Annotated in this window: 15 protein-coding genes; 8 read left to right on the forward strand and 7 right to left on the reverse strand. The window is 45.0% G+C overall.

What is annotated here, in order from left to right; translation table 11 throughout:
- The first annotated feature begins 130 nt into the window (after positions 1-130).
- The 4 genes from ACFPFU_RS24555 to ACFPFU_RS24570 are packed head-to-tail and all read left to right on the forward strand — an operon-like array spanning position 131 to position 5,432.
- A complete protein-coding gene (locus tag ACFPFU_RS24555; protein WP_377069200.1) occupies positions 131-1,738 on the forward strand; it encodes a fucose isomerase in 1,608 nt (535 codons plus the stop codon).
- A 10-nt stretch (positions 1,739-1,748) separates the two neighbouring features.
- Positions 1,749-2,909 (forward strand): sialidase family protein, encoded by a 1,161-nt coding sequence (locus ACFPFU_RS24560; RefSeq protein WP_377069202.1) that lies wholly within the window; start codon positions 1,749-1,751, stop codon positions 2,907-2,909.
- 19 nt (positions 2,910-2,928) lie between these two features.
- The gene (locus tag ACFPFU_RS24565) at positions 2,929-3,897 is read left to right on the forward strand and encodes a dihydrodipicolinate synthase family protein (RefSeq protein WP_377069204.1); all 969 of its coding nucleotides are present in this window, start codon (positions 2,929-2,931) and stop codon (positions 3,895-3,897) included.
- Positions 3,898-3,941: 44 nt separating this feature from the next.
- A complete protein-coding gene (locus tag ACFPFU_RS24570; protein WP_377069206.1) occupies positions 3,942-5,432 on the forward strand; it encodes a sodium:solute symporter family protein in 1,491 nt (496 codons plus the stop codon).
- A 15-nt stretch (positions 5,433-5,447) separates the two neighbouring features.
- On the opposite strand, the gene ACFPFU_RS24575 is transcribed toward ACFPFU_RS24570, so the two are convergent.
- The 4 genes from ACFPFU_RS24575 to ACFPFU_RS24590 form a co-directional block, all read right to left on the reverse strand.
- Complete coding sequence (locus ACFPFU_RS24575; RefSeq protein ID WP_377069208.1) at positions 5,448-6,443, reverse strand: DNA topoisomerase IB; 996 nt, start codon at positions 6,441-6,443, stop codon at positions 5,448-5,450.
- The gene (locus ACFPFU_RS24580; RefSeq protein WP_377069210.1) at positions 6,440-8,224 is read right to left on the reverse strand and encodes an alpha-amylase family glycosyl hydrolase; all 1,785 of its coding nucleotides are present in this window, start codon (positions 8,222-8,224) and stop codon (positions 6,440-6,442) included. The genes ACFPFU_RS24575 and ACFPFU_RS24580 overlap by 4 nt, the downstream gene beginning before the upstream one ends.
- Before the next feature lie 260 nt (positions 8,225-8,484).
- Positions 8,485-9,147, reverse strand: coding sequence for an MCP four helix bundle domain-containing protein (locus ACFPFU_RS24585; protein WP_377069212.1), 663 nt, complete (start codon positions 9,145-9,147; stop codon positions 8,485-8,487).
- A 104-nt stretch (positions 9,148-9,251) separates the two neighbouring features.
- Entirely contained in the window at positions 9,252-10,160 is a 909-nt protein-coding gene (locus tag ACFPFU_RS24590; protein ID WP_377069214.1) for a sensor histidine kinase, read from the reverse strand.
- Between the two features lie 602 nt (positions 10,161-10,762).
- Here ACFPFU_RS24590 and ACFPFU_RS24595 point away from each other — a divergent pair.
- Positions 10,763-12,127, forward strand: coding sequence for an HTTM domain-containing protein (locus tag ACFPFU_RS24595; protein WP_377069216.1), 1,365 nt, complete (start codon positions 10,763-10,765; stop codon positions 12,125-12,127).
- An 85-nt stretch (positions 12,128-12,212) separates the two neighbouring features.
- Entirely contained in the window at positions 12,213-13,859 is a 1,647-nt protein-coding gene (pgi, locus tag ACFPFU_RS24600) for a glucose-6-phosphate isomerase (RefSeq protein WP_377069218.1), read from the forward strand.
- A gap of 648 nt (positions 13,860-14,507) precedes the next feature.
- Here pgi and ACFPFU_RS24605 read toward each other — a convergent pair.
- Positions 14,508-15,611 carry a DegT/DnrJ/EryC1/StrS family aminotransferase gene (locus tag ACFPFU_RS24605; RefSeq protein WP_377069220.1) on the reverse strand — a complete coding sequence of 368 codons (1,104 nt, stop codon included), beginning with the start codon at positions 15,609-15,611 and terminating at the stop codon, positions 14,508-14,510.
- A gap of 232 nt (positions 15,612-15,843) precedes the next feature.
- Here ACFPFU_RS24605 and ACFPFU_RS24610 point away from each other — a divergent pair, with 232 nt between their 5' ends.
- Positions 15,844-17,073, forward strand: a complete 1,230-nt coding sequence (locus ACFPFU_RS24610) for a hypothetical protein (RefSeq protein ID WP_377069222.1) — start codon at positions 15,844-15,846, stop codon at positions 17,071-17,073.
- Here the strand turns inward: ACFPFU_RS24610 and ACFPFU_RS24615 are convergent.
- On the reverse strand, positions 17,038-18,075 hold the full coding sequence (locus ACFPFU_RS24615; protein ID WP_377069224.1) for a hypothetical protein: 1,038 nt from the start codon (positions 18,073-18,075) through the stop codon (positions 17,038-17,040). The two genes, ACFPFU_RS24610 and ACFPFU_RS24615, sit on opposite strands and share 36 nt — an antisense overlap.
- A 219-nt stretch (positions 18,076-18,294) precedes the next feature.
- Positions 18,295-18,909 carry an NADPH-dependent F420 reductase gene (locus ACFPFU_RS24620; RefSeq protein ID WP_377069226.1) on the reverse strand — a complete coding sequence of 205 codons (615 nt, stop codon included), beginning with the start codon at positions 18,907-18,909 and terminating at the stop codon, positions 18,295-18,297.
- A gap of 413 nt (positions 18,910-19,322) precedes the next feature.
- Here ACFPFU_RS24620 and ACFPFU_RS24625 point away from each other — a divergent pair, with 413 nt between their 5' ends.
- Positions 19,323-19,970, forward strand: a complete 648-nt coding sequence (locus ACFPFU_RS24625; RefSeq protein WP_377069228.1) for an FAD-binding oxidoreductase — start codon at positions 19,323-19,325, stop codon at positions 19,968-19,970.
- Positions 19,971-20,073 lie beyond the last annotated feature (103 nt).

Below are 20,073 nucleotides of genomic sequence, written 5' to 3' on the forward strand. Positions count from 1 at the left end.
GTTTGAAGGGCCTTAATAAGAAAAAATCAGTATAACAACCATAAAGTAACAGGGAAGAACAGGGAAGTAAATTGCCGGTTTATGGATTACTTTGTTAATGGCAAACCCTGTCGTATAAAACAACAATAAAATGAGTGAAAATAAAAAAGAGGTTTATTTAGTAGCCAGTGGCGATTTAAGGCTTTCAGCGAATCAAACTTGCTGGCAGGCCCAGGAAGAGATGGAAAACGCATTGGGGCAGGTTTTGGAGGGATTGGGGTGGAAAGCAGTCCGTGCCCATGACTATGACCAAGACAAAAAGCATGGGTTCATTGATTCCCAAAAGATGGGAATGGAGGTGTTTAAAAACATGGATCCTCATAAACCTCTGATAGTAGCAGAAAGCGTGTGGCAATATTCTCATCATGTTTTGGCAGGGTTAACGACCCACAAAGGGCCCATACTCACTTTGGCCAATTGGAGTGGGCAATGGCCCGGCCTGGTAGGCATGCTGAATTTGAACGGCTCCCTGACCAAAGCAGGCGTGACCTATTCCACCCTTTGGAGCAAGGATTTTAAGGATGACTTTTTCATAAATGGCTTAACTGAATGGTTGAACGGAGGGAGAGTCACTCATGAGATGAGCCATGTAAGGGATTTTGCCCCCGGGGATATTTCAGAGCGGGAACTTGAATTGGGACGATCCTTTGCCGCGGCTTTCAAAAAAGAAAAAGCCATTATGGGGGTGTTTGATGAAGGTTGTATGGGCATGTTCAATGCCATTATTCCTGACCACCTGCTGCATCCAACCGGTATTTTCAAAGAGAGACTGAGCCAGTCTACGCTATATGCTGCCATGCGCGATGTCAGCAAGGATGAGGCGCACGCCGTTTTGTATTGGCTTCAGGAAAAGGGTATGACATTCGAATGGGGCTCAGATCCCAAAACTGAATTGACCAAAGAACAAACCCTTGAACAGTGCAAGATGTACATTGCCGCACTCCGGCTGGCTGACGAGTTTGGATGTGATACCATTGGGATACAGTATCAACAAGGACTTAAGGACCTGGTACCGGCCAGTGATTTGACCGAAGGCCTGCTCAATAATACGGAAAGACCTCCTGCTTATTCCATGAAAGGCAGGGAGCTATATGCAGGAAAGGCGTTGCCGCACTTTAATGAAGTGGATGAGTGCGCGGGCTTGGATGGTTTGGTCACCTACCGGCTTTGGAACGAATTGGGTCTGAATGGGGACAATACACTTCATGACCTGAGATGGGGAGAACAATTTACCTCGAACAGTCTGGATGCCTTCGTATGGGTATTTTTGATATCAGGGGCGGCGCCGCCATCCCATTTTATTCACGGTTATAAAGGAGCCAGGAGTGAAAGGCAGCCCCCCATGTATTTTGGTTTGGGGGGAGGGAGTCTTAAAGGCATCAGCCGTCCCGGGCACATCGTATGGAGTCGTGTCTATATTATGAATGACCGGCTGCACTGTGATTTGGGTGTGGGCGAGGTGGTATCCCTGCCGGAGGAGGAAACCGCCAGACGTTGGCAGATGACCACTCCCCAATGGCCAATCATGCATGCGGTGTTGGATGGGGTAAGCAGGGACCAAATGATGGCCCGTCATAAAGCGAACCATATCCAGGTGGTCTATGCGGATAGCAAAGAAAAGGCTTTGGAAGCATGCAGGATCAAAGCGGCAGCAATGCATGAACTCGGGTTAAAAGTGGCGTTTTGTGGAAACATTTAATACCAGTCCCATGAGATCTTTAGCTTGGATAATGCCTTTAATGATCCTGTCTTGTTGGTCATGCTCTTCGAGTGACTCCCGGCAGCAGACTGGAAATAGCCGGGAGCTATCCGCCAATGACATTACCGGTCACTATTATTTACCACCGCTGCAACAAGTAGGTCAGGGAGCGCTTGTCCATGCTGAACTGATTTATCAGCTGGACAACAAGCCTACCCCGCAGGTACATGCGTCTTCTTTGGTGGAAACACCGGAGGGGTTGGTGGCGGCCTTTTTTGCGGGTACGCACGAAAAGCACCCCGATGTGGGAATCCGGGTAAGCCGGCTGGAAAACGGTCAATGGACCTGGCCAGAGGAAGTGGCGAATGGTGTGCAAAATGACACACTCAGGTACCCCTGTTGGAATCCTGTGCTTTTTCGCCCGGAAGGCGGTCCCTTAATGCTGTTTTACAAGGTAGGGCCCAGCCCGACCACATGGTGGGGAATGCTGATTACATCCGGGGATGAAGGCAAAACCTGGACTTCTCCCCAAAAGCTGGGTGAGGATCCGGCAATAGGCCATTTGCTCGGGCCTATCAAAAATAAACCTGTTCAGTTGGACGATGGTATGATTGTCTGCCCGTCCAGTATAGAAATATCAGAGGACGGGGATGTACGGTGGATGGTGCATTTTGAAATCAGCCGGGATTCAGGCAAAAGCTGGGAAGTGATAGGTCCCGTCAACGACGGCATTGCGTTCGACGCCATACAACCCAGCATCCTGACCCATGAGGATGGGCGCTTGCAGGTGTTGTGCAGAACCAGACAGGATGTGATCGCAGAAAGCTGGTCGGAGGATAATGGTCGGACCTGGTCTGAAGTCAGGGCTACCTCGCTCCCCAATCCCAACTCCGGAACGGATGCCGTTACTTTAAAAGATGGGAGACATTTGCTCATTTACAATCACAGTACCAAAGAAGGGGAGGAACCTAAAGGCAGAAACATCCTTAACCTTGCCATCTCTGACAACGGACAGGATTGGGAGCCGGTCATGACATTGGAAAATGAACCAATCAAAGCCGGGTATGCCTATCCTGCTATCATCCAATCCTCCGACGGGCTGGTGCATGTTACCTATACTTATAACCGGGAGTCGGTGAAATACGCTGTTATTGACCCGGAAAAACTTTGAAATAATACACCATTCAAAAATGACACAAAGAACTTTTATCCGGCCCCTGCAAGGGATCATACCTCCTATGATTACCCCTTTGCTGGGTGAAAATGAACTGGATATACCGGGAATTGAAAATATGGTTTCACATCTTTTGCGGGGAGGTGTCCATGGGATATTTGTATTAGGAACGACTGGAGAATGTACCAATATCTCCTATGGTTTACGCAGGGACTTGATCCGGAAAACCTGCGAGATGGTTCAGGGCCGGGTTCCTGTGTTGGTGGGTATCACGGATACTTCCGTGGAGGAAAGCATTTCCCTGGCCCAAGCCGCTCAAGCGGCAGGAGCGGATGCGGTCGTAGCCGCGCCTCCCTATTATTTCGGGTTAGGACAACCGGAACTTGAGGTTTATTTCAGGCGGCTTGCTGATGCGCTGCCCCTGCCGTTGTTTTTATACAACATGCCTTCACATACCAAGACCATGATTTCTCAGGAAGTAGTCATGAAGCTTTCCGAGCATGATAATATCTATGGTCTGAAAGACAGTTCCGCCAACGCGGTTTATTTCAATTCGATGGTGTACGCCCTTCGGAACCGTTCTGATTTTTCTCTTTTGGTTGGGCCGGAGGAAATGATGGCCGCTTCGGTCCTTATGGGGGGGCACGGAGGAGTGAGTGGAGGTGCCAACATGTTTCCGGGTCTATATGTGGACCTCTACCAGGCAGCGAAAGACAGGGATATGGAAAAAGTCCTGGAACTACAGGAAATGGCCATGGAGATTTCTGCCAATATTTATAATCTGGGGACCTATGGATCAAGCTACCTGAAAGGTTTAAAGGCGGCGGTTTCTTCTTTGGGCCTGTGTGACGGATATGTGGCTTCACCCATGGAATCATTTCCTGATGATCAAAAAAGGATGATCGCCCAAAAAGTCCGGTCCTTGAAAGCTTTCAAATTTTATGGAGCCGGTGCAAAAAACATAAACCCTGAATATTTTAAGTAACGGCCGTTCTTATCTCCCTTTAACGTCATCAAAAGCATTGCTGAATGAAATTACCTTTAATAGATTTATCCGTTTTTTTACTTTATATGCTGGCCATCATTATTTTTGGGGCCTCTTTTTATTTCAAAAAAAGGTCAGCCAATGATTTTATCACCGGAGGGGGCAGACTTCCCTCCTGGGCCATCGGGATGTCCATTTTTGCCACGTTTGTAAGCAGTATCAGTTTTCTGGCCCTTCCGGGAAATGCCTATTTGTCCAACTGGAACGGATTTGTTTTCAGTTTGTCCATTCCTCTGGCGGCCATTCTTGCTGTCAGGTTTTTTGTGCCCCTGTACCGCGGCATCAAGAGCGCTTCGGCTTACTATTTTCTGGAAACCCGCTTTGGCTCATGGGCCAGGATTTACGCCTCAATATGTTACCTGTTGACCCAGCTGGCCAGAATGGGGGCCATCATGTACCTGTTGGCGCTGCCGATGAATGCCCTTTTTGGCTGGAGTATTCCGATGATTATCATCGTAACCGGCATAAGTGTATTGGTTTATGCTATATTGGGGGGATTTGAAGCGGTGATATGGACGGATGCTATTCAGGGAATAATTTTGATTACAGGGGCACTGGCCTGTGTGGTCATCATCCTTTTTTCCATGCCGGAAGGACCTGCACAGGTATTCACCATTGCGGCATCCGATCAGAAATTCAGCCTCGGCAGTTTTGGGTTGAGCCTCTCCGAAGCTACTTTTTGGGTGATTTTGATCTATGGTTTGTTCATCAACCTGCAAAATTTCGGGGTGGATCAAAATTACGTGCAACGCTACCTCAGCGCCAAGACGGAAAAAGAAGCGGTTAAATCCACGCTGTTGGGAAGTTTGTTGTATGTACCGGTGTCGCTGCTTTTTTTCTTCATCGGAACAGCCCTTTATGCGTATTATCAGGCCAGGCCAGGTCTGCTTCCCGAGGATTTAGCATCAATAGAAAATGCCGATAAAATTTTCCCCTACTTCATTGTAAATGGTTTGCCGGTAGGGATGACGGGGCTGTTGATTGCTTCCATTTTTGCGGCTGGCATGAGTACCATTTCCACGAGTGTGAACAGCTCTGCCACGATTATTCTTACAGATCATTTTAAAAAATACATCCATCCAGGTCTTTCTGAAAAAGGAGAAATGCGGGTATTGGTCCTAGCTTCCTTGGCCATGGGGCTACTGAGCATTTTGGTTGCACTGGCTTTCAACGGCGTTACCAGTGCGCTGGACGCCTGGTGGGCGCTTTCTGCCATATTCAGCGGGGGGATCTTAGGATTGTTTCTTTTGGGATATATCGGCAAAAACATCAGAAGGAAATATGCTGCCATCGGGGTTGTACTCGGTGTACTGGTGATTGGTTGGATGAGTCTTTCCCCCGTGATCTTTGAAGAGGGGGCCACCTTTAGAAGTTCTTTTCATGCTAACCTGACCATTGTTTTTGGAACGGCGGTGATTTTCCTTGTCGGCTTTTTGTGTTCTGCATTTGCCAACAAAATAAGGTCCGCGGTCTAGGCTGAATGGGTGATATCATGCTTTCAACAGCTTCATCAGCAGTTTTTCGGAAGCAGTATGCCCGTGGGCTTTGCCGCTGTCTCTGAAAGGATTGTGACGCGGGATTTCCCCAGCTTCAATCTTGCGAAGTAAAAGCGGGTGTACATAATATCCGCGGCAGACGGTAGGCGTATTGCCCAGCTCATCGGCTACCAGCCTGATCAGTAGGTTGTCCAGTTTCTGTCTTGGCTCCTCTTCTTTGAGCTGAAGGGCTGCGGGGAACAGCTCCAAGGCCAGCCGGCTACCCACCCATGTTCGGAAATCTTTGCTGGTAAAGCCTTCCCCCATGGCTTCCGCAAGGTATTGATTGACATCATAACTGTCTACATTCTGTAGGTTTCCGTTTTCATCCCTGTAACGAAAGATTTCATAACCGGGAAGTTGTGCTACCTCCCGGATGTGTTTGATCAATGCAGGATCTTCAATGGTGACATTTTGTTCTTTTTTACTTTTTCCCTTATAATGGAAAACCAGCTCCCGGCCTTCGATGATATGTTTCCTTCTTAAAGTGGAAAGTCCGTATGTTCCATTTTGACGTGTATATTGTTGATTTCCAATGCGAATTCCCGATTCATCCAGTATTTCTACCATCAAGGCAAGGACTTTTGATTTTGCCCAATCCTCCTGCAGGAGGTCCTTTTGGGTTTTTTTTCGCAAGGCCGGTAACCTGTTTCCAAATTCAGCCATCCTGGCAAATTTTTCCTCCTGCTGCTGTTTTTCCCACTCGGAGTGGTAAATGTACTGTTTCCGGCCTTTGGCATCCCTTCCAACGGCCTGGATATGCCCGTCGTCAAATTTGCAGATCATCACATCGGACCACATGGGAGGAATGACGATTTTCCTGATTCTTTTGAGAACTTTTTTGCTCTCAATTTTATTTCCGCATTCATCCAGATAGACAAAGCCACGGCCACGTCGTTTTCGGGAAATACATAGTGAAGATTCGTCGATATGTTTTATTGCAGGGTTCATCTGGCCAGGATAATGCCTCCGTACTGTGGAATATCTACAAGGATAGAGTAGGGTTTTTCTTCAAACGAACGGCCTTCCGCCTCAATTTTCACCAGTTCCACTTCGGCAAAACTTTCATCGTATCCCTTCCAACCGCTGTTGAAACGGACTTGAAATGATCCATCATAAGGAATTCCGATCCTATACCCCTTATGCGTTTGGTGCGAATAATTCAATATGATTATGACAGGTTTATGCTGATGATCATAATGAACCCTTTGGTAGGCAATGACCAAATTGTCCTGATTGAAATGCAGTACTTCGGTAAGGTTCCCGGTGAGCCCCACCATCTCATCTTTATGGCCGTTCCTAAGCCCGATTAAATCCCGATACATATCGTGAATCCCATTAAATGCCTCCAGTTTACCCCAATCCAAGGCATGGTCGATGTTAAAATAACTGTCCATCAGAAACTCTTGGCCCTGGAAAACCATGGGGATACCGGGGGCAGTGAATAAGGTGATGGCGCCTAGGGTGGACTTTTTCTTGGCATATTCCCCGTGAGCTTCCCCTGGTTGGATTTCTTCCGGAAGCCTGGAGGAGGTATTGGCCACCGAATCATGCGATTCGGTGAAAATTACCCTTTGAAAGGCATCATTATTAAATATAAAAAGAAGGGCCTCCACCACTTCCTGAAGGCTTCTCCTTTGGTCATCAATCTCCAACAGTATCCGCTTAAGGGTATGGACAAAAGCAGTACCCCATTGTGTATGGAACCCCAGTCCGTTGTGTTTGATGGGTGTGGAAACGATGGTTTCAGATTTCAAATCCTCGGCTATAAGTATCTTATGGGGGTACTTTTCCCTAATCTCCCCGTTGATCATCTGCAGTAATTGATATCCTTCCTCTATCTCCACTCTGTCGGTTGAAATACCCCCTTTCAAAAACCTGATAAATGCCGTGCCGTCGTACCGCAACCCGTCACAATGATAATCCTCCAGCCACATCAGGGCATTGTCCCGCAGGTAATTCCTTACCTCCTTTCGCCCATAATCAGGCCGGTTTTCCCCCCAAGGTGTTGTGGACTTGAAATCATTATAAAAATAAATCCCTCCTTTCCCATTTTCATACCAACCATCAAAACGCCAGAGGTCGGTATCCCCCGGACCAAAATGGTTAAACACTACGTCCATGATGACGGCTATCCCGTGCTTGTGGGCCTCGTTGACGAAATGACATAAGCCTTCGGGTCCCCCGTAGTCTGTTTCAATGGCAAATGGGTGAGCGGGGTTGTACCCCCAAGACTTTGCACCCGTGAATTCTGCCACCGGCATAAGCTCTATCGCATTGATGCCCAAGTCTTTTAGGTACCCAAGTTTTTCCGAGGCGGTGAAAAAATCCCCTACCTTTTCATTGTTTTTTTGCCAGAACGTTCCAATGTGAAGCTCATAAATGACCAGTTCATTGAAAGGTTTGATTTGAAAGTCTTTGTCCTCCCATTGAAATTCCGGTTGGTATATCACGGAATTCCCGTTACTATGGGTCACTTTTTTTGCATATGGATCATTCCTAACCAGTTTTTGGTCTCCGTTATGAATCACATATTTATATTCGTCTCCCGGTTGGGGCTCTTTAAGCAGTGTAGCCCAATAGCCATCTGCTTCATGTTCCAGGGGATCAGAAGTTTCATTCCAGTCATTGAAGGTGCCGAAAACAAAAACATTGTCGGCATAAGGAGCCCATACCCGGAAGGTAACACCTTCTGTTCCCGGGACTGCCCCCATTCCATTGGAGATTTTCATAAAGAAAATTTTAGAAAATCGATTTCAAATCCCATGCCTAAAATTGTTGCTTGTCGTCAATACAATGATATAGCGGGATCAATAATGAGAATGTTTGCCAACAGGCTCACATAAGCGGCCGTGCCCTAGGGACAAAATGGTAGGGACTGGATGGAAAGGAAAAAGGGGTGGTCACCGGTTATCTTTTCAGATCCGGGAGCGGAAGAACACCTCCTATAAAAAAGTGTCAATGTTAACTGATTTTTCCAAATGGCTGTAAATTAAAAAGGAGCATGGAAGTTTCTCCGACGTAATGATTTTGAGGTGTATACCAGTATCCCGATGATAATCAGTAGGATAAAAAGCACGGCATATTCGAATTGCAGCCATATATCCGAGCGGGCCTTGATCCGGTAGGATTGGTCAGTGAGTTTTTCCGCCTCCCGAAGTTGTATTTTTGCCAGCTCCCTCAAGTCGAAAAATACCCGCTCAAAATCAGTGTTGAACTTGGCCACGCTTTGTTGATAGGCATTATCTTCTTCGTGAAGGTTGGTGAAATAGCTTTCAATTTCAAGTTTTTGTGAAACCAGATCTTTGAATTCGACCAGGTATTCTTCTTCTTTTGCAGTAAGCCGGGTTTTTTCGAATTCTTCAATGATTCGCAGGATTTGGTCATGGTAATCCATCACTTGTTTTTTTACGGAGATATATTCCTCCATTGATTCCGTATCAGCAACCAAGAGTCTCATCCTGAATAGGAGTTCGGAGATATGGAAGATATAATCCTGCACCACCAGCCGGTCTTCGTAGACGGTGATGAAAGATTCCTCCAGTTTGTCCACATTGCTCTTATCAATGAGGCTTTTAACCAAAATCAAAAATAAAATAAGCGTTAAGACAATGGCAATCTTGATTTTAAATGAGATGAACGTGTTTTGTTTCATAACCGCTTCAACCTGTTGTTTAGACCATATTATCCTAAAAGAAAAGTATTTGCGGTCAATATAGTAAATTATTCTCATTTTCAAGTTGATTGGGATGCGAAGGATCAATTGGCTGCGGGAAAGGTGAGAATAAATTTGCTGCCTTTACCGAGGGCGCTTTCCACGTAAATGGTACCCTTGTTTTTCTCAATAAAATCCCGGGAAAGTTGCAAGCCGAGACCGGTACCTTTTTCGCCGGCGGTCCCGTATCGGTGTTTTTCAAAATGAGCTTTGAAAAGGTTTTTCTGCGTATTTTCATCCATGCCCATCCCGTCATCTTCTATCGTAATTTCCCAGGTTTGTGCTGTTGTCCGCTTGCTATAGATATAAATATTGCCATTTGGATAGGTGAATTTTAAGGCATTGTTGATCAGGTTGCGGAGCACCACAAGGCAGTGTTCCTTGTCAGCATAGCACAAGGTGTCGGGCAAAAGTCTGTTATGTATTTTTATGTTTTTGATGTCTGCTACAGACTGGTAAAGACTTAGGGTATCGTCCAATAATTCATTGATGGGTACTTCTTCCGGGTCTGTGGTGATGCCTTTCATTTGGCTTTTTGCCCAATGCAGCAGGTTAATCAAGGTAAAATGGACTTGTTCTACCTCATACCTCAGTCTGACAGAGACCAAGGAAAACTCTTCCTGGCTCAAATTTTCGTCCACTGTGTATTGAAGTAACCCTTTGAGGCTGTTGATGGGGCTTTTAAGATCATGGCTGACTATACTGAAGAGCTTATCCTTGGTTTGGTTTACCTCGTTCAGGTCTTCTACCATTTTCCTTGTTTTCTGTTGTTCTTTGAGGAGTTCCCTGTTAAGTTTTTCTAATTCTTCTTTTTGAAATGTTACCAGCATCCTGGCTTTTCTCTGGGCGCTGATGGAGCGTATGCTGATGATAAATGCAGTTAATGTTATGAAAAACAATATGATAAGCCAATTCCGGAAGATCCTTTCATTTTCAATTTGGTTCTGTTGCATCGCCAATTCCTCTTGGTTTAACCCAAATGGGGCGGCGATTAAAAGAACTTTTGCTTCAACTTTTCCAGACTGCCCAAAACTCATTTGACCAGGAAAAGTTGAAATAAAAAAACAGAAAAAAATAAGAATTAGGGGTGAAGCCCCCCCCTTCCTTAACAGTTTTTTGGATTGGGTGCAAGCATATAAGTTCATCTATGGGAAAAAATAAGGTTAGGATTATTATATCTTTTGGTGACTTCATTTACAATTTCCGCACAATATGTAAACGGGGGCATCATACTTTTTAATATAACAATTCTGCCCAACTTTATGAAGCAAACAATTGGTTTTATTTTATGGATATATGGGTTTCTTATATAAAAATCGTTTCAAACATGATTTCATATGATTATAATTTTTTCTCAATAGGCCACATGCTTGCGTGCCGTAATGCACTTCAGCATGCAGGCATGGAATCTCGCATGTTTCCCCCCCCCCGCTATCGGGCTATCGGGGCATCCCACTGTGTGACGGTCTCGTCATGCTCGATTTCATTTAAGTATTGCCATGCAGAAAGGAGAAAGTCCCTTATATTTAAGCGATATTATTTTATCTCCCCATCTATGGAATCGGTCCGCCACGTATGGAATAGCCTGGTGTTTACCTTGTTTAAAGCGGTAGACATTGCCCCTTTGGCCATTTTCAGGGTGGTTTTTGGTTTGCTGCTTTTTCTTGAGGGAGTCGGCGCTGTCTTTACTGGCTGGGTACGACAGGTTTTTATTGAACCCGAATTCACCTTTTCATTTATCCCCTTCTTTCCCTGGTTACAGCCGCTTCCGGGGGAGGGGATGATTTACTACTATTTGCTGATGGGAGGCGTCGGGATATTGGTGATGCTGGGATGGTATTACCGGCCAGCGATTGTCCTCTATTTTTGTATGTGGACATTTGTCTATTGGATGCAGAAATCCAGCTATAACAACCACTATTACTTGTTGGTAATATTGACAGGGTTGTTTGTGGTGTTACCGGCCAATGGGTATTTTTCCATTGATGTGTGGCGGGGAGCAGTGAAACGGCAGTATTTTGTGCCCAACTGGACACGGTTGACTTTTATGCTGCTGTTGTTGATCGTCTATACTTATGCGGCAATTGCCAAGATGCAGGCGGATTGGTTGGCAGCAAAACCTGTCAAACTATGGTTTGAAGCGAAGGCGGATATATTTCTGGTCGGCCCTATGCTGACAAAGGAGTGGGTACAATATACGGTGGCTTATGGAGGGGTGGCTTTTGATCTTTTCTTTGTGCCGGCAGTTTGGTGGAGGCGCACACGGTGGTGGGCTTTGGCAGCGGCATTGTTTTTTCACCTATTTAACAGTCTTGTTTTTCAGATAGGGATATTCCCTTATCTCATGCTGGCCACGAGCGTGTTCTTTTTCTCCCCGGCTTCTGTACGGTCTTTCTTTTTCAAAAATGATAAGCCGGTTCAATCCCTTAAGGTATGGCAGCATACGGATAAGCATGAAAAACAACTTACTTGCATGTTGTTTCTTGTGTGCATAGCATTGATGCTCCTGTTGCCGTTAAGACATTATAGTTACCCTGGGAACGTGAACTGGACAGAAGAGGGACACCGGATGGCTTGGCGCATGATGCTTCGCCATAAATATGGAAAGGCAAGCTTCAGGGTGGTCTTTCCTGACGGAGAAGAAAGGATACTCCAGCCTCAGGAACATCTTACGCACAAACAGATTGCGGGGATCAGCACACGCCCGGACATGACCTGGCAATATGCCCAATATTTAAAAGAAAAATTCAGACAGGAAGGAAAGGGAGAGGTTGCTGTTTACGCGGATGTCAGGGCCAGCCTCAATGGTAGGCCATTGCAGCCATTAATTGATCCCCAAGTCAATTTGGCAGGGGAGCCCTGGCACTGGTTTAAAAGCCATGATTGGATAATGCCGCTTCGGGAGAAGAAGGTACGGTGAAATTTCAGCCAATTCACCTTTAGCTTTTTAGAACCCTGGATTTTTTTTAGTTTTACGGCCCTAACTTGTCAAATCACCACCTACGATGAAAAACATCAATCCGACACATACAGGGGCCTGGAGAAATCTCTCAACCCTTGCAGAAGATCCCCTAAAAATAAAAAATCTTTTTAAAGAGGATCCTGACAGATATGAAAAATACCATGTAAGATTCAAGGATATTCTCTTGGATTATTCTAAAAACAGAATAAATGACACGGTCAGAAAGGAACTGCTGCTCCTGGCGGAACAGGTTGAACTGAAAGGGGCTATTGAAGGGATGTTTACGGGAAAAACCATCAATGGAACCGAAAACAGGGCTGTCTTGCACACGGCCTTGAGAAACAGGAGCAACAGCCCCGTCTATGTGGAGGGAAAGGATGTGATGAAGGATGTCAATAAGGTGTTGGACAAAATGAAAGTGTTTGCGGATAGGGTGTCTGAAGGTGCCTGGAGGGGGTACACTGGTAAGTCCATTAAATATCTGGTAAATATAGGTATAGGGGGGAGTGACCTGGGGCCGGTTATGGTGACAGAAGCCTTGAAACCCTATCAGAACCCCAACTTGGAAGTTTTTTTTGTTTCCAACGTGGACGGGACCCATATTACGGAGGTTCTGAAAAAGGTGAATCCCGAGACCACACTTTTTTTCATTGCCTCCAAAACTTTTACCACACAGGAGACCATGACCAACGCCCACACTGCACGGAACTGGTTTTTGGAACATGCCCATGATGAGGCGGAGGTGGCCAAGCATTTTGTAGCCTTGTCTACCAACTCCGCCGCTGTAACGGAGTTTGGAATTGACTTGGACAATATGTTCGAATTCTGGGACTGGGTAGGCGGAAGGTATTCGCTTTGGTCTGCCATAGGACTTACCATTGCCTGTGCCTTGGGATTTGACAATTTCCGGGAGCTCTTAGAAGGAGCCTATGATATGGATGAGCATTTTAGAAATACGCCTTTTGAGGAAAATTTGCCGGTATTATTGGCCCTTATAGGTATATGGAATACCAATTTTCTTGGGGCAGCCACAGAGACCATACTGCCCTATGACCAGTATATGCACCGTTTTCCAGCGTATTTTCAGCAAGGAAACATGGAAAGCAATGGCAAAAGTATAGACCGTGATGGCAACAGGGTGACTTATACCACTGGCCCGGTAATCTGGGGTGAGCCGGGGACCAACGGGCAACATGCTTTTTATCAGCTTATCCATCAGGGCACACAATTGATACCTTGTGATTTTATCGCTCCAGCCATAAGCCATAACCCGGTCGGAGATCACCATATGAAGCTGATGTCTAACTTTTTTGCCCAAACCGAGGCACTGATGAACGGGAAGAGCCTGGAAGAGGTGAAAGCGGAGATGCGAAAAGAAGGCAAGACACCTGAGATAATCGATAAAATAGCCCCACACCGAATTTTTGAGGGGAATAAGCCGACCAACTCCATTCTTGTGAAAAAGATCGATCCATCTACTTTGGGTGCTCTGACCGCCATGTACGAGCACAAGATATTTGTGCAGGGAGTGATTTGGAATATCTACAGCTTTGATCAGTGGGGTGTGGAATTGGGTAAAGTACTGGCCAAATCAATTCTGCCGGAACTGGAAGGTGAAGAAGAGATCAGCAGCCACGATGCCTCTACCAACGGGCTGATCAATGCGTTTAAAGCATTTAGAAAGAGATAAAATAAAGAGGTTTCCGGGGAGAGTAAGCCGATACCGCTTCTCCCGGAAACCATTCATTTAGGGCAAGGAAGTGGCATTTTATCTCGGCGTCTACTTGGAAAAAGAAATAAAATAACTCTTAAAAAAAATAGGTGGTATAGCGTTTGGGGCCCATCGCTATCTATTTGTATATCGAAATGTGATTAATTTGGTGAATGTCGTTTTTAATAGCGTTATAACCCTAAAATATAATTTTTAAAAATGGTTTTTGCAATTTTAGAATACTTTTTCGTTAAAAAACTAACTTTTACTATATTTTACATTTCGATAATTTATTATTATAAAATTTTTTAGAATAATAAATTTGCAATCCAAACAATATTTTTTGTATATTGAGTAGGATTATCAAATTCCTTTGTCAGGAAAATTTCAGCCGAAATAACATCCACATGAAGGGAGCGGGGGGTAGCGATGCGGCCTGAATAATAAACCAGCATCTATCTGATTTTTTTTAACCCGGAAAAGCCCACATCCTACTTTCCGGGTTTTTTTTGAGGGTTGACAGAATACTTTTTGGAGGGAAGCTGCCTGTTTTGAATAAACTTCAGCTTACACGTGATGGTGTGCGACTGCGGGAGAAAACCGGCCAATGATGGTCCCTAAGGGAGATTAGCGGAAGTCATCCAAAGCGTCCGCTATCTGTATGATTTGGCTTTCCGGTAACAAAGGGTGCAGAGGCAGGCTCAAAATCTCCCTGTGGATTTGTTCGGTAATGGGCAAGGGATAATTCACCAGTCCGGAATAAGCTCCCTGTTGGTGGGGAGGTATTGGATAATGTATCTGGGTTTGTATACCTTTTTTCAGCAAATGGCTTCTGAGTCGGTCTCTCTGTTTGCACTGTATCGTGAACAGATGCCAGACATGTTCCTCTGGGTTTGCAGGAAAAAGGGGGGGGCTGAACCTTTCTGAGGTGATGCGGTCCCGGTAGCGTAGCGCCAGCGCCCGTCTTTTTGCATTGTCCCGGTCAAGCCTGTTGAGTTTCAGACGGAGTACCGCTGCCTGTATTTCGTCCATTCTGGAATTGATCCCCTTATAAGGGTAGCTGTACTTTTTCCGTCCGCCGTAATTGGCCATCGCGCGTATGATTTCGGCAAGCTGCGGGTCGCAGGTCGTGACCGCGCCGGCGTCGCCCAGGGCACCGAGGTTTTTGGCGGGATAAAAACTATGTCCGGCGGCGTCTCCCAGGCTGCCCGTTCTTTTTCCGTTGTAACAGCACCCCGCTGACTGGGCGTTGTCCTCAATGATTTTAAGGCCGTATTTCTTTGCCAGTTGGGCGATATTGGTGTCATAAGAATTTCTACCATACAAGTGCACCAGCATGATGGCGCCTGTATGGTCGTTGATTTTTTTTTCTATTTCAGCGGCAGTGATGATGAAGGTTTCCGGACAGGGGTCAATGGGCACAGGTTTTAATCCACATTCCGAGACCGCGAGAAGTGAAGCAATAAAAGTATTGGCAGGTAAAATGACCTCAGCCCCCTCTTTTATTTCCCCCATCGTTACATAAGCCCTAAGGATAAGCAAAAGGGCGTCCAGGCCATTTCCCGTGCTGATGCAGTATTTTGTTCCGGTGTATTTCGCATACTCTCTTTCGAACCCATCCTTCTCTTCGCCACCCAAGTACCATCCTCTGGCCAGCACCCTCTGAATGGTTGATGTCAACTGGGGTTCAAAACTGTCATTAATAGATTTTAAGTCCAGAAATTTTATCATGCGTTCGCGACGACCGTTTCTTTTAACCGTTACCTTATATGAATGAGCTAATAAATTTAAGACAAAACATTTCATTTCCTGTAACTTAACATGTGGGATTGAGAATTTGCTGTCAACAGCATGATAATAAATGTATTTTTATTATCATTGGCATATTATTCTTTAGATAGACTATTTGTATATATTAATTTTCCATATTGTGTTTTTTATATAACTTTTAATGTAAAATGTGATGGAAAAAAATGTTTTTGTTGCGCTGATGGCAAGTATAGGATTAGGGCTGTGGTCAGCACCGGTTTTTGCTCAAAATGCTCATGGAGACCACATCATTCTGTTGGATGGAGAAAAAATACCGGGGACGGTTGCCCGGAATTATGACCATGTTCAATATAGACGGGTGAGGTTTGTAACTGCGGCGGGTCAATCCGAGGAATATACGCCTTCCCAGCTCACCGGCTTTTCTTTGGAAAACGGAAGGCATTTTAAAAGCAAAAAACTGCCGGGTATCCAGGAAAGGGTATTTGCCCAAGTCATATTTTCGGGCAACTTTGATCTGTTGTTTTGGGCCGGTAAGTATTATATTCAGAACCCGCTTGAAATTGTGGAATTAAAGCCGGTAGAAAAATATTCGATGACTTATCAAACTGATGCGGAAAAAGTCCACAACAGTTATATTGGGGTTTTGAGCCGTCATATGGCCGGTCACTGTGGGACGAAGTTGAAAAATGACATTATCAGGACCCGGCTTTTTGAAGCTGACCTCATCAGCATGCTGGAAAAATACCACAAATGTGAAGAGGCTGCCTATACTATCCATGTGGAAAGGATTCCCTCACGGGTGGTCAGGCCCGTCTTCATGGCGGGCGGCACTCACCATTCTTTGCTGGCCCAGGAGGTGGTTCACACCCGGGCCGACAAGTTTGAAAATGCCATGGCAGTCAATCTGCAGGGATTGCTTAGGATGCGGCCGAGCAGAAGACATCCCAAGATGTTTTTTGATCTGGGAATCGGATATTCCTCTTTCTCCACCTTTATTGAGAGCGAGTATGGGACCACCGTCACCACCTATGTTTCCAGGGAAAAGGTGCGGTATCAACGGATATACGTGCCGTTGTTCTTGAATCATTCCATAGTCCGAAGGGAGAAAATTGATTTTTATGGTGGTCTGGGATTTGAGTTAGCCAGAGCAAGCAGGTTTTACAGGGATCATGATTCAAGTGGTAATATTCCTGAAGACGGGCAAAATAATGTGAAGGGGCTAAGGGCGAGGATCGACTTCATCAGGCCTCATTATTATCCTGCCGTTAAACTGGGGCTGGACCTCGGGAAGCCCGCGTCCATCGGTCTGTTGTCCGAATTTCAGCTGGGGTATCTGCCGGAAGCCAGCGAAATGACCTTGGCAGGCAACCTGGCTGTATATAATTTGTTAATGGCCAGCTGGATGGTGGGGGTAAGGTTTTGATAAAAAAATATTGATGGCGGACTTCCCGTCGATATGGTAGGGGCAGGCAAATAAGCCTATACTTCCATCATGAAGCCAGCCCAAGCCTGCTCCTGCCTTAAAATCCGCGGACCCTGAAGGAAAAAAGGTTTTTGCCGCCAGTTTTTTGAGCCCAACGGGTTTTTCCATTCCCGACATGGGTTGGTGAATTTCAGAAAAATCAGTTGCTATTTGGAGCAGGAAAAGGTCTGCCACATGTTGGTCTTTTTCATTTTTTCCAAAACCAACCATATATACTTCCCCTCCCGTATCCGTGAAGAGATTGAGATTTTGGTAAGAATGCCATTGTGGGTCTGACCAATTTTCCCTTGGCATCTGGGCCGTGTCCATGCTTTGGATAAGGTGAAAAACGCCGCTTCCTTTTTGAAACGTCCGCCATGGGCAAACATAAAAATCAATGTTGCGGCAGTCCCAGTTGGCAACGGCAATGAGGATATGTTCCCTGACTTTGGTGATCCCCACTGCCCCGGCTGTTACACTTTCGTATTCACCATCCCTGTCGATGACATGCAACGGTTTTATCCATGGTTTTGGTACCTCTTCGAGGTCATATATGACTACTTTGGAGGTGTTTCTTAAGTGGTTGTCCTCAATGCCCACCGCCAGGTATTGGTCAAAAATCTGAAAACCTCCGGCATGCCTGTAAGGATCAAGCATTAGGGTGTCTACGGCCACGACTTTGGTGTCATCTCCCAGCTGTGCCAGGGTCATAAACGCAACTTTTGAAGAGCTGCCGGACATGTAGACATAATTTTGGCCATTTTTGCTATAAGGCTGTATGCCCTGCAGGTGGCCCCCGGTTTGGTCAATGTCAAAATTGCCGCGGATCCGGAGCGTATTCGCTTCGGAAGCCAGCTGTTCAAAAGCCTTGGGAAAATCATCATTAACAACCCCTTCCGCGGAACCCAAGCTAACAAGCAGCATTTTGGCCATTACCCCAAGAAAATACAGAAACTCAGCCATTTTTATCTGTTTCTAAAGATCAATGGTTCATGCCTTCCCGAAGATAGGGAATGTATCCGTATAGAATGAGGTGGTCACGTTCATTTTTCCAAGAAAAACCTTCGTAATACACCAGCATGCTCTTTGGCGGCCAAGTTAGGTTCAGGCGATCAATTCAAACATTGTATTTTTGGGTAATCAAGCTGATGAATCGTCACTCTGGAGTTGAGGTAAATTATCCTACAATGAGATTAATTTAAAATGATAGTCTGTTTTTTCTGCTTTCAGAGAAGAAATCTTCACTTTTAGGTGATAAAACGCTTCTAAAAGCAGGGCACTTTCAAATTCCCCTGCATCAATGGCGGTAAACCCGATCAGTTCTATAAGCTTTTTGACTTTGAATTTTTCGGGACAATCCTCGCCACAGTAATAGGTTTCTTTGATCACACCCAGGGGATCAGAACCCGGATAATCCAGACCGAGGTTGTTAAAGGCTTTAAATACCCGTTGATCTCCGGCATGTTTTTTTAACAGGGAGGAGTTGCAGTTGAATCCGGTGGAAAAAATACCATTTGTACAATCGATGATGATTTTGCTTTCAACCTCCACAGTCGATAAGGCCTGACAGATTTTCTTTAAGGATTTGTTTTCACAACATATGAAAACGACATCGGCGTTTTCGATGGCCTCTTCGTATGACAGCATTCTATCGACAGACTTGTTAAAAATTTTCCACTCGATGTCGGTGAATACAAAATTCTTTGTGACTCCATAAAAAACATCCATGCCCCTTGAGAGATACCTGGTGCCCAAAGTTATTGCTAATTTGGTCTCTCCTAAAATTGCTATATTCATAATATTCCAAAATGTTTAAATTAACAATACTTGATTTATGTTCATTGTTTTCAATCCATTGTATTGGAAACTTTGGTGAAATTCACACTGTTTTTATAAAAATTGATATGCAATCACTGTCTTTATTTTTCGTTTTTAGGTGATTTAATTGATGAAAATTAGCTATTAATAACATTAATGCAAAATAAATTATTGAAAAACTTTGAAATATTAAATAAAATACAATATAGATATTATGTAATCCAAAAATATATTGGTGCAATCTTTTGAGTCCTGGTTCGGCGGCTGTAATCAGCAGACCGGGAAGGTGAAATTTGCCTTTTGGATTAATCTTTGATAGTGACAGCATATAGAAAAAAGTTATCATATGTAGAACCCTTTCAATTAAAATGGCGACCTTCAGTTTAAAAATTTTGGATAAAAAGCAGGTGACTCATGACACATTTGCATTCACTGTGGAAAAACCGGAAGGTTATTCCTACAAACCAGGACAGGCGACGGAACTGGGCCTGCTTATGGAAGGGTGGGAAGAGGAAAAGCGTCCTTTTACTTTCACCAGCCTTCCTGAAGACAAGCATCTTGAGTTTACCATTAAAACCTATCCGGACCATGAGGGGGTCACCAAAAAACTGAGGGATGCCCAAGTGGGTGACAGGGTGGAAATCGGTGATGCATGGGGAGCCATATCCTATAAAGGTGAGGGCGTATTCATTGCTGGAGGTGCTGGGATTACACCTTTTATCGCCATATTTCGACATCTTAACAAGCAGAATGAAGTAGGGAACAACCAGTTGATATTTGCCAACAAAACCGACGATGACATTATTTTATATGATGAATTTAAATCTATTTTGGGGGATAGGTTTTACAATATCATCGAGAAAGGTGAGCACACCGCTTTCGACAGGGGCTTGATTGATAAAGCCTATTTACAGAAAATGATCAATGATTTTAGAAGCCAGCATTTTTATCTCTGTGGCCCTCCTGCTTTTATGGAAGTAGTCCAAGGTGCGTTGAGGGATTTAGGGGCAGACCCGGATTCTCTGGTATTTGAAAAATAAGGAACCAAATGGATGATGCTATCCCTGCTCTGCCGTAGACAGCCGGTTAATAATTTATAGGTTGGTATTCAATATTTTATCCCAATTTCTTATTTTTAGTATA

It is taken from the genome of Negadavirga shengliensis (assembly GCF_042652345.1).
Lineage (GTDB): Bacteria > Bacteroidota > Bacteroidia > Cytophagales > Cyclobacteriaceae > Negadavirga > Negadavirga shengliensis.

What these genes read in the sequence shown, in the direction of transcription:
- ACFPFU_RS24555 (WP_377069200.1), top strand. Translation starts at nt 131, where the DNA reads ATGAGTGAAAATAAAAAAGAGGTTTATTTAGTAGCCAGTGGCGATTTA.
- ACFPFU_RS24560 (WP_377069202.1), top strand. Translation starts at nt 1,749, where the DNA reads ATGAGATCTTTAGCTTGGATAATGCCTTTAATGATCCTGTCTTGTTGG.
- ACFPFU_RS24565 (WP_377069204.1), top strand. Translation starts at nt 2,929, where the DNA reads ATGACACAAAGAACTTTTATCCGGCCCCTGCAAGGGATCATACCTCCT.
- ACFPFU_RS24570 (WP_377069206.1), top strand. Translation starts at nt 3,942, where the DNA reads ATGAAATTACCTTTAATAGATTTATCCGTTTTTTTACTTTATATGCTG.
- ACFPFU_RS24575 (WP_377069208.1), bottom strand. Translation starts at nt 6,443, where the DNA reads ATGAACCCTGCAATAAAACATATCGACGAATCTTCACTATGTATTTCC.
- ACFPFU_RS24580 (WP_377069210.1), bottom strand. Translation starts at nt 8,224, where the DNA reads ATGAAAATCTCCAATGGAATGGGGGCAGTCCCGGGAACAGAAGGTGTT.
- ACFPFU_RS24585 (WP_377069212.1), bottom strand. Translation starts at nt 9,147, where the DNA reads ATGAAACAAAACACGTTCATCTCATTTAAAATCAAGATTGCCATTGTC.
- ACFPFU_RS24590 (WP_377069214.1), bottom strand. Translation starts at nt 10,160, where the DNA reads ATGCAACAGAACCAAATTGAAAATGAAAGGATCTTCCGGAATTGGCTT.
- ACFPFU_RS24595 (WP_377069216.1), top strand. Translation starts at nt 10,763, where the DNA reads ATGGAATCGGTCCGCCACGTATGGAATAGCCTGGTGTTTACCTTGTTT.
- pgi (WP_377069218.1), top strand. Translation starts at nt 12,213, where the DNA reads ATGAAAAACATCAATCCGACACATACAGGGGCCTGGAGAAATCTCTCA.
- ACFPFU_RS24605 (WP_377069220.1), bottom strand. Translation starts at nt 15,611, where the DNA reads ATGATAAAATTTCTGGACTTAAAATCTATTAATGACAGTTTTGAACCC.
- ACFPFU_RS24610 (WP_377069222.1), top strand. Translation starts at nt 15,844, where the DNA reads ATGGAAAAAAATGTTTTTGTTGCGCTGATGGCAAGTATAGGATTAGGG.
- ACFPFU_RS24615 (WP_377069224.1), bottom strand. Translation starts at nt 18,075, where the DNA reads ATGGCTGAGTTTCTGTATTTTCTTGGGGTAATGGCCAAAATGCTGCTT.
- ACFPFU_RS24620 (WP_377069226.1), bottom strand. Translation starts at nt 18,909, where the DNA reads ATGAATATAGCAATTTTAGGAGAGACCAAATTAGCAATAACTTTGGGC.